This is a genomic window from Rhodoferax ferrireducens (assembly GCF_031458075.1).
Taxonomy (GTDB): domain Bacteria; phylum Pseudomonadota; class Gammaproteobacteria; order Burkholderiales; family Burkholderiaceae_C; genus Rhodoferax_B; species Rhodoferax_B ferrireducens_A.
The window spans coordinates 705,610-719,634 of the sequence record NZ_JAVDXT010000001.1; the positions used below are offsets into that span (position 1 = coordinate 705,610).

Here is a 14,025-nt window from a genome sequence, read left to right on the forward strand (position 1 = left end):
TTTGAAATCCGTGTCGGCGTATGGCACTGCCCAGGCGTTGTAAGCTGGCTTTTATTGATACCAACGAGTACACCCGCATGACTACTTCTCTGGCTTTGTTTTCCCGCGCCTTCCAGGGCGCCCGTGTCCGCAAGGCGGCAGCGTTGCTGGTGCTGGCCGCCGGCCTCGGCGCTGGTGCGGCCCAGGCCCAAGACCTGTACATCAACGCGACCGTGGGTGGCGCCATCGCCCCGGGCGTCTATGGGCAAATCAACTTTGGCTCGCAGCCACCGCCGCCGGTGCTGTACGCCCAGCCGGTAATCATCCAGCGCCAGGCGGTGCAAGGCCCGCCCCTGTATCTGTATGTGCCGCCCGGCCATGCCAAGAACTGGGGCAAGCATTGCCGGCATTACAACGCCTGCGGCCGCCCGGTCTACTTTGTGCAGGTGAACGAGCAAAACCGCTGGTGGGATGGCCGGCATGACGAGCACCGCGGCCGCGACAAGTTTGACAAACACGACAAGCATGGCCGCGATGACCATGGCAAGGGCCGTGGCCACGGCAACCGCAAGTTCGAAGACTGACCTGCCGCCGGCTTAGAACCTGTTCAAAAAGATCTCGAACAGGTTCTTAGAAGCCGGCCAGCACCACCTTGCCCTGCGCCTTGCCGCTTTCGACCAGCGCATGCGCCTGGCGCAGATTCGCTGCGCTGATGCGGCCGAAACGGGTATTGGCAGTGGAGCGGATGCGGCCCGCATCGACCAGCGCCGCCACCTCGGCCAGCAGCCTGCCTTGCTCGCCCATATCGGACGTGGTGTACAGCGAGCGGGTGAACATCAACTCCCAGTGCAGCGAAATCGATTTTGACTTGAGCTGCATCATGTCCAGTCCTTGCATGTCGTCGATCACCCCCAGCCGGCCCTGCGGTTTCAGGCTGTCGATGATCTGCGCGTAGTGCTGTGCGGTCTGGGTCAGGCAGGCCACCAGGTCTACCGTGCCATGGCCGCCGGCGACCAGCTCGGCCGCCAACGGTTTTGAATGGTCGATCACCGCGTGCGCGCCCAGGTCCAGGCACCACTGCCGGGTTTCCGGCCGGGAAGCGGTGGCAATCACCTTCAGCTGGGTCAGCTGGCGTGCCAGCTGGACCAGGATAGAGCCCACGCCACCCGCGCCGCCCACCACCAGCAGCGTCTGCCCGGCGCCGCCACCCTGGGGCACGCCCAGCCGGTCAAACAGCAATTCATAGGCGGTGATGCTGGTCAGCGGTAGGGCCGCGGCCTGTTCGTCGTCTAGGCTGCGCGGCGCCAGCGCCACGATGCGTTCGTCCACCGCATGCAGCTCGCTGTTGGCGCCCGGCCGGGCGATCGAGCCCGCGTAATACACCCGGTCGCCCGGCTGGAACAGGCTGACGCCGCTGCCGATGGCCTCTACCGTGCCGACAGCATCCCAGCCCAGCACCTTGGCCTGGCCGGCGACCGGCGCCGTGCCCTTGCGGACCTTGGTGTCCACCGGGTTGACCGACACCGCGCTGACCCGCACCAGCAGATCACGCTCGCCCGGCACGGGGGCGGGCAGCTCCAGGTCCAGCAGGGCTTCGGGGTGGTCGATGGGCAGATTCTGGTGGTATCCAATGGCTTTCATACAGGTTCCTTGAGAAGAAGAGGCTACTGTAGAGCGCCAAGCTTGAATTGATAAGATGGCTTAAACCACAATCAGTTTCAAATGAAAATTGAAAATGTCGCGGACCTGCAGGTGCTGGTCCATACCGCCCGCGGCGGCACTTTGACGGCGGCTGCGCGGGCGCTGGGCATGACGCCGGCGGCGGCCAGCGCCGCCCTGAAGCGGCTGGAAACCCAGCTCGGTTCGCGCCTGTTCGAGCGTTCGACCCGGGCCATGCGGCTGACCACCCAAGGTCAGATCCTGCTGGACTACGCGAACCGCGCGTTCGAACTGCTGGCCGAGGGCGAGTCCATGGTGGCGGCCGATAGCGGCGCGCTGATCGGCACGCTGCGGGTCGCCGCCCCATCCGACCTGGCGCGCAATACCTTGCTGCCCTGGTTCAGCGAATTCCTGGCTGCCCATCCCGGGCTGCAGCTGGCGCTGTCGGTGGGCGACCGGCCGCTGGACGTGACGCGCGACGAGGTCGACGTGGCGCTGCGCTACGGCACGCTGGCCGATTCACGCCTGATCGCCCGCCCGCTGGCGCAGACCCGGCCGGTGCTATGCGCCGCGCCCGCCTACCTGGCACGCTGCGGCACACCGGCCACGCCGCAGGATCTGCTGCAGCACAACTGCATCACCTTCGACCGCGCTGGCCGCCAGCACCGGCTCTGGCGCTTTGCCCAGCACGGCCAGTGGACGGAGGTGCGGGTCCAGGGCGACCGCGGCGTCGACGATGCCTCGCTGGCGCGCGAGTGGGCGGTCGCTGGCGTGGGCATCGTGCTCAAGTCGGAGTTGGACGTGCGCCAGGAGTTGGCCAACGGCAGCCTGCTGCGTCTGCTGCCGGGCTGGGATACCGAGCCCTATCCGCTGCACGCGCTGCTGCCCAGCGGGCGTTTTGTGCCGCAGCGGGTCAGGGCGCTGGTGGACTTCCTGGCGCTCAAGTTCGCGCAGCTGCTGGCGCCGGCCTAACTACTTCTGCACCAGCACCGAGGCCCCGGTCGCATAGAACTGGCCGCCCGCCACATAGTGCAGGGTGCGCAGACTGTCGGGCGCGGCGTCGAAGTGCCAGCGGCCGTCGCTGAACACCCGCGGGTCGGCCCAGGCGGCCACCACTTCGGCGATGAACAGGTCGTAGGCCGTCTGGTTGTGCGGCTCGGGGATCAGCCGGCATTCGAGCCAGGCCACGCAGCCCTGCACCAGCGGTACGTCGATTTCCTGGGCGGCGAAGGTGCTGACACCGTGCAGCGCCAGCTTGTCGGGCACGTTGAGCGCGCTGTCGGTGCCCACGGCCAGGGTTTGGGCGGCCATCGCCTGGCAGGGGATGTTCAGGGCGAACACGCCGCTGGCCTCGACCAGTTGCCGGGTCAGCGTGGCTTTGTCGATGACCACGCTGATCTTCGGTGGCGCAAAGTCCAGCGCCATAGACCAGGCGGCGGCCATCACATTGGAGCGGCCCTGGTGGGCGGACGACACCAGCACCACCGGGCCGTGGTTCAGCAGGCGGTAGGCTTTGTCGAGTGGAACGGCGGTGCGGTCGGCAGGGGAATAGGTTGGCAAGCTCATTGCTTGACTGTACCGCGCCCACAATTCCGTCTATCTGCCGCTGTGCAAGGAGCCGCCATGCAACCCGAAGACTTTGCCGTGATCCTGGCCCAAGAAGGATTCCAGCCGCCGCTGACCATCACCCGCGAACCCAACGGCCACATGGGCACCCACACCCATGCGTTCGAGGCCAAGGCCCTGGTGCTGAGCGGCGAAATCAGCATTAGCGTCGACGGCGTGGAGAGCCTGTACGAGCCCGGCCAGGTATTCCACCTGCGCGCCCAGGTGCCGCATGCCGAGCAATACGGCCCCCAAGGCGTGGAATATCTGGTCGGTCGCAAGTAGGCCGGGTTACAAGCCTTTTAGGCCGCTGGCGCTTATTGGATATGTGCCAGAAGCTATTGAATGGATAGCAAACCGGTACCCGGACTCAGAGCGTTGCCATGTCCACCACGAAGCGGTATTTCACGTCGCTCTTCAGCATGCGGCTGTAGGCGGTTTCGATCTGGTCCATGCGGATGGATTCGATGTCCGAGACGATGCCGTGCTGGGCGCAGAAGTCCAGCATCTCCTGGGTTTCCTTGATGCCGCCGATCAGCGAGCCGGCCAGGCGGCGGCGCTTCATGATCAGGCCGAACACGTTGGGCGAGGGGTGCGGGCTGTCGGGTGCGCCCACCAGGGTCATGGTGCCGTCGCGCTTCAGCAGCGCCAGGAACGCATCCAGGTTGTGCGCCGCGGCCACGGTGTTCAGGATGAAGTCGAAGCTATTGGTGTGCGCTGCCATCTCGGCTTCGTTCTTGGACACTACCACCTCCTTGGCGCCCAGGCGCAGCGCGTCGGCGCGCTTGTTCTCAGAAGTGGTGAACAGCACCACGTGCGCGCCCATGGCGGCGGCGATCTTCACGCCCATGTGGCCGAGCCCGCCCAGGCCGACGATGCCGACCTTCTGGCCAGGACCAACCTTCCACTGGCGCAGCGGCGAATAGGTGGTGATGCCCGCGCACAGCAGCGGTGCCACGGCGGCCAGGTCGGCGTCGCTGTGGGTGATCTTGAGCACAAAGGATTCGCGCACCACCATGTGGCTGGAGTAGCCGCCGTAGGTGTTGGCGCCCGTGCCCTGCTCGGGGCCGTTGTAGGTGCCGGTGAAGCCGTTTTCGCAGTACTGCTCCAGGTCTTCGGCGCAGGCACTGCAGTGCTGGCAGCTGTCGACCATGCAGCCCACGCCGACCAGATCGCCGACCTTGAACTTGCTGACCAGGTTGCCCACCGCGGTCACGCGGCCGACGATCTCGTGGCCGGGCACGGAGGGGTAGACGGTGTTCTTCCACTCGTTGCGGGCGGTGTGCAGGTCGGAATGGCAGACGCCGCAGTACAGCACGTCGAGCGCCACGTCCTGCGGATTCGGCGCGCGCCGCTCGAAGCTGAACGGTGCCAGCGGGCTGCTGGGGGAGGTGGCGGCGTAGCCTTGGGCTTGGGTCATGGGTGTCTCCGTGCGGGTGGCAAAGCGCGGATGTTAGGCCTTTTTGCGGTCCGGCGTGTGGCCGCTGCGCATGGCCCTGGCGGGGGTGCCTGCATGCTATTGAATGCATAGCTTCTGGCGCTGGTGGAATAAGCGCCAGAGCCGTATTTTTTATAAATTCAGAGGCTGCCGGTGGGCATTGCCTCCCGTACCGCCAGCTGGCTGGCGGGCACCGGCCGGCCGAAGTAATAGCCCTGGTAGGCATCGCAGCCTATGTCGGCCAGGAAGTCGTGCTGGCCGATGTTTTCCACGCCCTCCGCCACCACCCGCAGCCCCAGGCTGTGGCCCAGGGCGACGATGGTGCGGGCGATGATGGCGTCGCTGCTATCGGTCAGCAGGTCGCGCACAAAGGACTTGTCGATCTTCAGCTGGCTCAGCGGCAGGCGCTTGAGGTAGCTGAGCGAAGAGTAGCCGGTGCCAAAGTCGTCCAGCGCCAGCCGCACGCCATAGGCCTTGATCTCGTTCATCTTGGCGATCACTTCCTCCACGTCCTGCATCAGCATGCTCTCGGTGAGCTCCAGTTTCAGCAGCGAGGGGTTGGCGCCGGTGCTGTCCAGCGCGGTGCGTACGGTGGAGGCGAAGTTGGCCTTGGAGAACTGCGCGGCGCTGACGTTGACGGCTACGGTCCAGTGGGCGGTCTCCGGGTTGCCGGCCCAGGCCACCAGTTGGGCGCAGGCGGTTTCCAGTACCCACTGGCCCAGCGGCAGGATCAGGCCGGTTTCTTCGGCCGCGGGGATGAAGGCGGCCGGCGGCACCAGGCCACGTGTCGGGTGCTGCCAGCGCACCAGGGCTTCGGTACCTATGGTGCGCGCATCGCCGCGCAGATTGGTCTCCACCTGGATCTGGTAGTGCAGCACGAACTCGCCGCGGGCCAGCGCCAGGCGCAGGTCTTTCTCCAGCTGCACATGGGCGGCAGCCGCGGCCTGCATGGCCGGCTCGTAGAAGCGCGCCACATTGCGGCCAGCGGCCTTGGCCTGGTACATGGCGATGTCGGCTTTTTTGAGCAACTCGTCGATGGATTCCTGGTCTTTGACGAACACCACGATGCCGATGCTGGGTGTGCTGTGGTGGCTGTGCGCGCCCAGGGTATAGGGCTGGCCCAGGGTCTGCAGGATCTTGCTGGCCACCATCTCGGCCTGGGCCGCGGCCTCCAGGCTGTGGCTGCTCAGGGATTCCAGCAGCAGCACGAATTCATCGCCGCCCAGGCGCGCCACGCTGTCGCCTTCGCGCACGCAGGAGGTCAGCCGGTCCGCCACCTGCTGCAGCAGCACGTCGCCGACATCGTGGCCCAGGGTGTCGTTGAGCTGCTTGAAGTTGTCCAGGTCCAGGAACAGCACGGCCGCATGCTGCAGGGTGCGGGTGGTGCTGAGCTGGGCATGGCGCAGCCGGTCCAGCAGCAGGCGCCGGTTCGGCAGGCCGGTGAGGGCGTCGAAGAAGGCCAGGCGGCGGATTTCCTCTTCGTTCTGGTGGCGCTTGGTGTTGTCGCGGATCACGCCGATGAAGTGGGTCAGCGCGCCCTGGGCATCGCGTACCGGCGACACGGTGAGCTCGTTCCAGAAGCTGCTGCCGTCCTTGCGGTAGTGCAGGATGTCGCCGTAGTAGTGCGAGCCGTAGGCCATGTTCATGCGCATGGCGTCGACCGCCTGCAGCGACGTATCGGGTCCTTGCAGCAGGTTCCAGGTCTGGCCCAGCGCCTCGTCCGGCTGGTAGCCGGTGATGGTGGTGAAGGCGTCGTTGACCGACACGATGCGCTGCTGCGGGTCGGCGATCACCACGCCTTGCGAGATCGCCTTCAGCGACTGGTGGCTAACGCGCAGCAACTGCTGCTCCTGGTGGCGCGCGGTGATGTCCACCATCAGGCCGCGCAGCCACTTGGGCTTGCCGTCCTGCATGGCGATCTTGGTGCTGTCGTGGATCCACACCACCCGGCCATCCTGGGTGACGAAGCGGTATTCGAACTCGTGGTCTTCGCCACGCGCAATGCAGTCGGTCGAATACTGCATGGCCTGCGCACGGTCTTCGGGGTAGATGTGGTTGGCCCAGAAGTTCGGGGTCAGCCAGTCGGCCAGCGGGTAGCCCAGCAGGCGCTCGGCGCTCTTGCTGATGAAGCTGTTGTTGAAGGTGGTGGCGTCGGCCTCCCAGACGATGCCGTCGGTGAAGTCCACCAGGTCGCGGAAGCGCTGGTCGTTGGCCTGCAAGGCCGCCTGTTCCTGCTTGCGTTCGCTGATGTCCTGCAGCACTTCGAGCAGGAACTGCGGCTGGCCCGCGGCGTCGTACAGCGGAGTCTTCAGGCTGTGCACCTGGCGCGGTCCGCCGTGCCGGGCGCTCCACAGCGTGGCCTCGGTCTCCAGGCTGTTGCCGTGGGCAAACACCTGGGCGTCGTGGGCCAGGTTGTCCGGCCCGGCGGGCGGTACGTCGCTGCCGAACAGCGCTTCGAACGCCTGGTTGCGGAACAGGCAGCGGCCTTGGCCGTCCTTGACGCGCACCGGTACGGGCAGGTGCTGCAGCCAGCGCTGGAGGCTGGGGAGATCACAGTCGGCGGGAGTGTGGTCGGGCATGTATCAGCGGCGGGGGAGTGTGGCGTGGGATGTGTAACCGGGTGTGGCCATGATAGAGGCTGACTGCGGGCTTGTGGGGTTTCTGCAGCCCGTGCGTTGCCATGGAATGCCCTGATGTCGGCACGCTGCAGCACGGGGTTTAATTAAATTGTGTAAAATTCAATTGTGCAAAATTAAATTGCGAGATTTAAATTTGCACATTCTTGTTTTGCCCCCCAACCCGTTCTTGAAAGACCATTCCATGTCCTTAGTCAACGCACATTCCGCAGCCTCTTCCTCGCGCCGCACGCTGCTCATCGGCAGCGCTGCAGTGGTTGCCAGCGCAGGGGCGGTCAGCGCCCGGGCCGCGGGCAGCGCGGCCCCGTCCAAGCTGCATGCTGGCGCGTCCGGCTTTCTGCGCAGCAATATGTTCACCACCAAGGACGGCACGCAGCTGTACTACAAGGACTGGGGCAGCGGCCCGGCGGTGGTGTTCAGCCACGGCTGGCCGTTGAGTGCAGATGCCTGGGAGGACCAGATGTTGTTCCTGGCCAACAGGGGCTACCGCGTCATCGCCCATGACCGGCGCGGCCATGGCCGTTCCAGCCAGCCCTGGGACGGCAACACCATGGACACCTACGCCGACGACCTGGCCGAGCTGGTGAATGCGCTGAACCTCAAGGGCGCCACCTTCGTGGGCCACTCCACCGGCGGCGGCGAGGTCGCCCGTTACATCGGCCGGCATGGCACGGCCCGGGTCGCCAAGGCGGTGCTGGTCGGTGCGGTCACGCCGCTGATGCTGCAAACACCGGCCAACCCCGGCGGCCTGCCGCTGAGCGTGTTCGACGGCATCCGCGCTGGCGTGCAGGCCGACCGCGCGCAGTTCTTCCGGGACTTCACCACGCCGTTCTTCGGCTTCAACCGCCCGGGCGCCAAGGACTCGCAAGGCCTGCGCGACACCTTTGTGATGATCGGTATGCAAACCGGCCTGCGTGGCGCCTACGAGTGCATCAAGCAGTTTTCGGAAACCGACTTCACGGAAGACCTGAAGAAGATGACCATCCCCACCCTGGTGGTCCACGGCGGCGACGACCAGATCGTGCCCATTGCTGCCTCGGCCATGGCCGCCATGAAGCTGCTGAAGAACGCCCGGTTGGAGGTCTACAAAGACGGCTCCCATGCCTTGCCCGCCACCAGCAAGGACCGGCTCAACGCCGACCTGCTGGCTTTCCTGCAAGCGACCTGATGGCTTGGCGCCTCAGTGCACTAGCCGCACTGAGGCGATGGCCAGCCAGCCGAGCACGAAGTTCAGCACCACCAGCTTGTGGATCTGGCCCGCGGCCTGGGCGGCCTGCGGCCATTCGGCGGCAGCTACCGCGCGGCGGAACTTGGCGAAGCCCGCAAAGTAGATGTGGCCGAAGGCCAGCATCATCAGCAGGCCCAGGCCCAGCATCAGGTTCCAGCCCAGCGGCACGCTGCCCACGCCGGTCGCCGCCTTGGCGGCTTTGAACGCCGTGGTGTACAGGTGGCTGCCGGTGGCGAACAGAACCACCACCGCCACCAGCACCAGCCGGAAGAAGCGCTGCCACACCGCGCCCATCAGCCGTGCCCGCGGTTGTGGTTCCAGCAGCGCCAGGGCCGCGGGCCGCAGTGCGAACAGCATGAAGGTCATGCCGCCCATCCAGACGATGGCGGACACCAGATGGAGCAGTTTGGCAAGGTCGTACATAAGCATGTGTTCCAGGGTAGGGTGTGTTTGCTACTTATTTTATAGCTGATTGCGCAGGTGGTAGCTGCGCTGGAGCCGGTTTTGGCTTAAATCCTGCAGGCGGGAGCCCAATGTGGGGTTATAGGGCTGGCTGCTAGCATGCCGGTATGCCCTATAGCCCCACGGTGGATACCGCCTCGCCTTTGATCTTCATCATCAACGCGGCCTCGGGCAGCAGCGCCGGAGATGCCAAGCGGGCGGTGCTCGAAGACGCACTGCAGGCCGCTGGCCGCCCGGGCGAGCTGCGCTTTGCCAAGCCGGACGCACTGGCCCGGGTGGCGCAGCAGGCGGCGGCCGATGCCCTGGCCACGCGCTCGGCCGTGGTGGCGGTGGGTGGCGACGGCACCATCAACGCCGTGGCCCAGGCCGCGCATGCCGCCGGCTGCCCCATGGGCGTGGTGCCGCTGGGTACCTTCAACTATTTCGCCCGCACCCATGGCATCCCCACCGAACCGGCCGAGGCCGCGCAGATGCTGATGCAGGCCCAGCCGGTGCCGGTACAGGTGGGCACGGTGAACGACCATGTGTTCCTGGTCAACGCCAGCCTGGGCCTGTACCCCGACCTGCTGGAAGACCGCGAAACCTACAAGGCGCGCTTTGGCCGCAGCCGCTGGGTGGCGCTGGGCGCGGCCTGCATGACCCTGCTGCGCGCGCACCGCCAGCTGCGGCTGCAGATCGACGAGGGCGGTGTGCTGCGCGAGGTGCGCACGCCCACGCTGTTCGTCGGCAACAACCGGCTCCAGCTGGAACAGGTCGGCCTGAACCTGAGCGACCATCCGGCCCGGGCCTTGGACGACGGCCGCATCGCCGCCGTCATGCTCCGGCCCATAGGCACGCTGACCATGGCCTGGCTGATGCTGCGCGGCGCCGTCGGCACCCTGGGCGAGGCCGACAGCGTGGAGAGTTTTGCCTTCCAGCGCATGCAGGTAAAACCCCGGCTGGCCTATGGCCGGCGCACGATCAAGGTGGCCTTTGACGGCGAGGTCACGCGCATGCGCACGCCGCTGGAGTTCCGGGTGGCGGCCCGGCCGCTGTACCTGCTGAAGCCGGCTCCCAGCGCCGCAGAGGCGGCCCCGGCATGAGCGTGCTGCTGCAAATCTCCGACCCGCATTTCGGCACCGAGCAGGCGCCGGTGGTGGCGGCGCTGCAGGCGCTGGTGGCGGCCCAGCGGCCCGATCTGCTGGTGCTGTCGGGCGACATCACCCAGCGCGCGCGGCCGGCGCAGTTCCGCACGGCGCGGGCGTTGATGGACCAGCTGGGCGCGCCGCTGCTGGCGATTCCCGGCAACCACGATATTCCGCTGTTCGACCTCTGGGCCCGGTTGCGCCATCCGTATGCGCGGCATTGCGCGGCCTTCGGGCCGGAGCTGGAGCCGGTGTTCCGTTCGCCCGAGCTGCTGGTGATCGGCGTCAACACCACGCGGGCCTACCGGCACCAGGACGGCGAGATTTCCGCCGCCCAGGTCGACCGGGTGGCCGGCCTGCTGGCCCAGGCCAGCGCCGCGCAGCTGCGGGTGGTGGTGGTGCACCAGCCGATTGCCGTGGTCCGCGCCGTGGACGAGCCCAACCGTTTGCACGGCCATGCCCAGGCCCAGCGCGCCTGGGCTGCGGCCGGTGCCGACCTGGTGCTGGGCGGCCACATCCACCTGCCGTATGTGGCGGCGCTATCCGGCCTGGCCCGGCCCATGTGGGCGGTACAGGCGGGCACGGCAGTGTCGTCGCGGGTGCGCTCTGGTGTGCCGAATTCGGTGAATCTGCTGCGCTGGCCGGCCGAGGACGGCCAGTGCCGGGTCGAACAATGGGATTTCGCCTCCGCCGCAGGGGCTTTTGAGTGCGCGCGCCTGACCCAAATCCAACCTTCAAGAGAAAGCCATGGCGACTGAATCCGATGTGCTCCTGCACTGGGCCCAATTTGCGGGCCAGCATCCGCTGGCGGTGTACGGGATTTTGCTGGCGCTGCTGCTGGCGTCGTCCGCCGCCTGCTGGTGGCTGGTGCGGCGCTACCACGTGCCGCATGGGCAGAGCGCGCTGCCCCCCCTGGCCTATCTGGCCGTGCGCCTGGCCGCGGGCTTTGGGCTGATTGTGTCTGCAGCCTGGGTGTTTGCCGAGATCGCCGAAGAGCTGGGCACGACAGGGGCCTCCATGGGGCAGGCCGACCAGGCTTTGGCCGATGCGGTGCGCACCAGCCTGCCGCCCGCGGCGTTGCAGGCGTTTGCCCTGCTGACGCGTCTGGCCGATACCGCCACCCTGGCGGGCCTGTGCATTCTGGTGGCGCTGGCCCTGGCATTGCGCGGCCGGCGCTGGCTGGCCCTGGGCTGGGTGCTGGCGGTGGCCGGCAACGGCGTGCTGAACACCACGCTGAAGGCGGTTTTTGCGCGGGTGCGGCCGCTGCATGACGACGGGCCGGTGATGGCCAGCGGCTTCAGCTTTCCCAGCGGGCACAGCTCGGGTTCGGTGGTGGCCTACGGCATGCTGGCCTATGTGCTGACCCGTTTCCTGCCGGCCCGGTGGCACTTGCCCCTGGTGCTGGGCGCGGCGGCGTTGGCGTTCTCCATCGGCGTGAGCCGGATTTTCTTGCGCGTGCACTTTGCCAGCGATGTGCTGGCCGGCTTGGCGTCCGGCACGGCCTGGCTGGCGGTGTGCATTGCCAGTATCGAATTGACGCGCTGGTACCGGCGCCGGCCGGAAGAAACGGCCATCCGGCCTTAAACTGGATTCCAGTTATTTGTCATTTCGAACGATGGAGATGCGCTTGGACTCTTCCGCCGAAGCGTTGATCGCCCAGGTCACCCAGTTGCACGCCACGCTGAACCAGGTGGGGGCCTATGTTTTCACCAAGGATTTGCAGGGTCGCTACACCTATGGCAACCAGATGGTGTGCGAGCTGTTTGCCTGTAGCCTGCAGGAACTGGTAGGCCGCTCGGCGGCAGATTTCTTTGACCTGTCGGCCAGCATACAGATCCAGCTCAGCGACCAGCGCGTGCTGCAGCAAGGCCAGCGGGTCGAGATGGAAGAGGTCAACGTCTTCAGCCACAGCGGCGAAGAGCGGGTCTACTGGTCGGTCAAGCAGCCGCTGTTCGATGCCGCAGGCGCGGTGGTCGGCATGTGCGGCGTGTCCACCGACATCACCGAGCGGCGGCGGCTGGAGACCCAGCTGCGCGAGCAAAAGCGCCTGCTGGACACGGTCCTGAACAGCCTGGATGCCCTGGTCTACATGAAGGACCACCAGCGCCGCTACCTGTACGCCAACGCCAATGCGGCCCAGTTGTTCGGCCAGACCCAGGCCAGCATCGTGGGCAAGTCGGACGCCGAAATGATCCCGCAGACCGAGGCCGACCGCTTCGGCATCATGGACCAGCGGGTGCTGGGCAGCGGCGAGAAATCGATAGGCGAGGAAACCTTTGTCGACGTGAACGGCGTGGACCGGCACTACTGGTCGATCAAGGTGCCGATAGAAAGCCACGGCCATGTTGACGCCTATGTGGGCATCTCCACCGACATCACCGAGGTGGTGCAGCTGAAAGAGAAGTTCCGCGACCTGGCGAATACCGACGCGCTGACCGGCATCCTGAGCCGGCGCTGCCTGCTGGAACGGGCCGAGCACGAGCTGAAGCGGGCCCGCCGCGCCGGCGCGCAGGTCGCCATCATTGCCTTCGACATCGACAAATTCAAGCTGGTCAACGACGGCTATGGCCACGCGGTGGGAGATCGCGCCATCATCTCGGTGGTCGAGGCCTGCAAGCAAGGCCTGCGCGGCACCGACCTGTTTGGCCGCATCGGCGGCGACGAGTTCGTGGTGGTGGCGGTGGATACTGACCTGGCGGGCGCGGTGGCGGCGGCCGAGCGCATGCGGCTGGGCGTGTTCAACGCGGTGATCTCGGTGGGCAGCGGGCAGCGCGTGCCCATCAGTTCCAGCTTTGGCCTGGCTTTGTCGGACCTGGACACTTCGCTGGACGAGCTGCTGTCGCGCGCCGACGCCATGCTCTACGAGGCCAAGCAGCGGGGCCGCAACCAGGTCTGCTACCCGGAGCTGCTGGATGGTGCGGATTCGCTATAAATAGCGTAGCTGCTGGCGTAGGTACAGATTGCGCTAGAGGCCTATTTTTTATAAATTTTGAGGTTCAGGCGTAGGTGTTGACCTGGGTGCCCAGGCTGCCGCCGGTGGCCAGCGCCGGCGGCTGCGGCAGGGCCTGGATCAGCCCCAGCGCGGCCACGGCCTGTACGTCCAGGGCTTTCTTCAGCACCGCGATGTGCAGGCTGTCGGATGTCGGAGTTTGGGCGGCCGCGGTGGCGGTCTGCACGGCGGGGGTGCTGGCAATGTTCATACGGCGCTCCTGGGTTAACAGATTTATATCGGCGGTTTGCCGGCTGGACTTGAGCGTTTGCTGGGGGCGGACATAAAAAAGGCTCCCTAAGGAGCCTTTTTTGCAGCGGCAGTGTTTAGACGCGCTTGCGGTATTCGCCGGTGCGGGTGTCGATCTCGACCTTGTCGCCCTGGGCCACGAAGATCGGCACGCCGAATTCAAAGCCGGTGGCGATCTTGGCGGGCTTCAGCACCTTGCCGGACGTGTCGCCCTTGACGGCGGGTTCGGTCCAGGTGATTTCGCGCTGCACGCTGGTGGGCAGTTCGACCGAGATGGCTTTGCCGTCGTAGAACACGACTTCCAGTTCCATGCCGTCTTCCAGGTAGTTCAGTGCGTCGCCCATGTTTTCGGCTTCGACTTCGTACTGGTTGTATTCGGTGTCCATGCAGATGTACATGGGTTCGGCGAAGTAGGAGTAGGTGCACTCCTTCTTGTCCAGCACGATCTGGTCGATCTTGTCGTCGGCCTTGAACACCACTTCGGTGTTGAAGTTGGCGATCAGGCTCTTCAGCTTCATGCGCACGGTGGCGGAGTTGCGGCCGCCGCGGCTGTATTCGGTTTTCAGGACGACCATCGGGTCTTTGCCGTGCATGATGACGTTGCCAGCGCGGATTTCTTGGGCGATTTTCATAGCATTCTCTGGAGTGAGGGCCGC

General features: G+C 66.1%; 15 protein-coding genes. 8 read left to right on the forward strand and 7 right to left on the reverse strand.

The window, feature by feature from the left end:
* The first annotated feature begins 77 nt into the window (after positions 1-77).
* Entirely contained in the window at positions 78-563 is a 486-nt protein-coding gene (locus J2X19_RS03365; RefSeq protein WP_310370629.1) for a hypothetical protein, read from the forward strand.
* A gap of 46 nt (positions 564-609) precedes the next feature.
* Here the strand turns inward: J2X19_RS03365 and J2X19_RS03370 are convergent, their stop codons facing one another.
* A complete protein-coding gene (locus tag J2X19_RS03370; protein WP_310370631.1) occupies positions 610-1,620 on the reverse strand; it encodes a zinc-binding alcohol dehydrogenase family protein in 1,011 nt (336 codons plus the stop codon).
* An 81-nt stretch (positions 1,621-1,701) separates the two neighbouring features.
* Here J2X19_RS03370 and J2X19_RS03375 point away from each other — a divergent pair, with 81 nt between their 5' ends.
* On the forward strand, positions 1,702-2,610 hold the full coding sequence (locus tag J2X19_RS03375) for a LysR family transcriptional regulator (RefSeq protein WP_310370633.1): 909 nt from the start codon (positions 1,702-1,704) through the stop codon (positions 2,608-2,610).
* Here J2X19_RS03375 and J2X19_RS03380 read toward each other — a convergent pair whose 3' ends face one another.
* Complete coding sequence (locus J2X19_RS03380) at positions 2,611-3,204, reverse strand: flavin reductase family protein (RefSeq protein ID WP_310370635.1); 594 nt, start codon at positions 3,202-3,204, stop codon at positions 2,611-2,613.
* A gap of 57 nt (positions 3,205-3,261) precedes the next feature.
* Between J2X19_RS03380 and J2X19_RS03385 the strand changes: the two genes are divergently transcribed.
* Positions 3,262-3,528, forward strand: coding sequence for a cupin domain-containing protein (locus J2X19_RS03385; protein WP_310370637.1), 267 nt, complete (start codon positions 3,262-3,264; stop codon positions 3,526-3,528).
* 85 nt (positions 3,529-3,613) lie between these two features.
* On the opposite strand, the gene J2X19_RS03390 is transcribed toward J2X19_RS03385, so the two are convergent.
* Both J2X19_RS03390 and J2X19_RS03395 read right to left on the reverse strand, forming a co-directional pair.
* A complete protein-coding gene (locus J2X19_RS03390) occupies positions 3,614-4,663 on the reverse strand; it encodes an NAD(P)-dependent alcohol dehydrogenase (protein WP_310370639.1) in 1,050 nt (349 codons plus the stop codon).
* A 158-nt stretch (positions 4,664-4,821) separates the two neighbouring features.
* Complete coding sequence (locus J2X19_RS03395; RefSeq protein ID WP_310370640.1) at positions 4,822-7,260, reverse strand: sensor domain-containing protein; 2,439 nt, start codon at positions 7,258-7,260, stop codon at positions 4,822-4,824.
* A gap of 241 nt (positions 7,261-7,501) precedes the next feature.
* Here J2X19_RS03395 and J2X19_RS03400 point away from each other — a divergent pair, with 241 nt between their 5' ends.
* Positions 7,502-8,485 (forward strand): alpha/beta fold hydrolase, encoded by a 984-nt coding sequence (locus J2X19_RS03400; protein WP_310370642.1) that lies wholly within the window; start codon positions 7,502-7,504, stop codon positions 8,483-8,485.
* A 12-nt stretch (positions 8,486-8,497) separates the two neighbouring features.
* Here the strand turns inward: J2X19_RS03400 and J2X19_RS03405 are convergent, their stop codons facing one another.
* Complete coding sequence (locus tag J2X19_RS03405) at positions 8,498-8,968, reverse strand: CopD family protein (RefSeq protein ID WP_310370644.1); 471 nt, start codon at positions 8,966-8,968, stop codon at positions 8,498-8,500.
* 146 nt (positions 8,969-9,114) lie between these two features.
* On the opposite strand from J2X19_RS03405, the gene J2X19_RS03410 reads away from it, so the two are divergent.
* Genes J2X19_RS03410 through J2X19_RS03425 form a run of 4 tightly spaced genes read left to right on the forward strand, consistent with a single transcriptional unit; the run spans position 9,115 to position 13,063 of the window.
* Positions 9,115-10,089 carry a diacylglycerol/lipid kinase family protein gene (locus J2X19_RS03410; protein WP_310370645.1) on the forward strand — a complete coding sequence of 325 codons (975 nt, stop codon included), beginning with the start codon at positions 9,115-9,117 and terminating at the stop codon, positions 10,087-10,089.
* The gene (locus J2X19_RS03415) at positions 10,086-10,889 is read left to right on the forward strand and encodes a metallophosphoesterase family protein (RefSeq protein ID WP_310370647.1); all 804 of its coding nucleotides are present in this window, start codon (positions 10,086-10,088) and stop codon (positions 10,887-10,889) included. The genes J2X19_RS03410 and J2X19_RS03415 overlap by 4 nt, the downstream gene beginning before the upstream one ends.
* On the forward strand, positions 10,879-11,715 hold the full coding sequence (locus J2X19_RS03420) for a phosphatase PAP2 family protein (RefSeq protein ID WP_310370650.1): 837 nt from the start codon (positions 10,879-10,881) through the stop codon (positions 11,713-11,715). The genes J2X19_RS03415 and J2X19_RS03420 overlap by 11 nt, the downstream gene beginning before the upstream one ends.
* 43 nt (positions 11,716-11,758) lie before the next feature.
* Complete coding sequence (locus J2X19_RS03425) at positions 11,759-13,063, forward strand: sensor domain-containing diguanylate cyclase (RefSeq protein WP_310370653.1); 1,305 nt, start codon at positions 11,759-11,761, stop codon at positions 13,061-13,063.
* A gap of 64 nt (positions 13,064-13,127) precedes the next feature.
* Here J2X19_RS03425 and J2X19_RS03430 read toward each other — a convergent pair whose 3' ends face one another.
* Positions 13,128-13,331, reverse strand: a complete 204-nt coding sequence (locus J2X19_RS03430; protein ID WP_310370655.1) for a YjfB family protein — start codon at positions 13,329-13,331, stop codon at positions 13,128-13,130.
* Between the two features lie 115 nt (positions 13,332-13,446).
* Positions 13,447-14,001: an elongation factor P gene (gene efp, locus J2X19_RS03435; RefSeq protein ID WP_092761646.1), complete on the reverse strand. Its 555-nt coding sequence runs from the start codon at positions 13,999-14,001 to the stop codon at positions 13,447-13,449.
* Positions 14,002-14,025 lie beyond the last annotated feature (24 nt).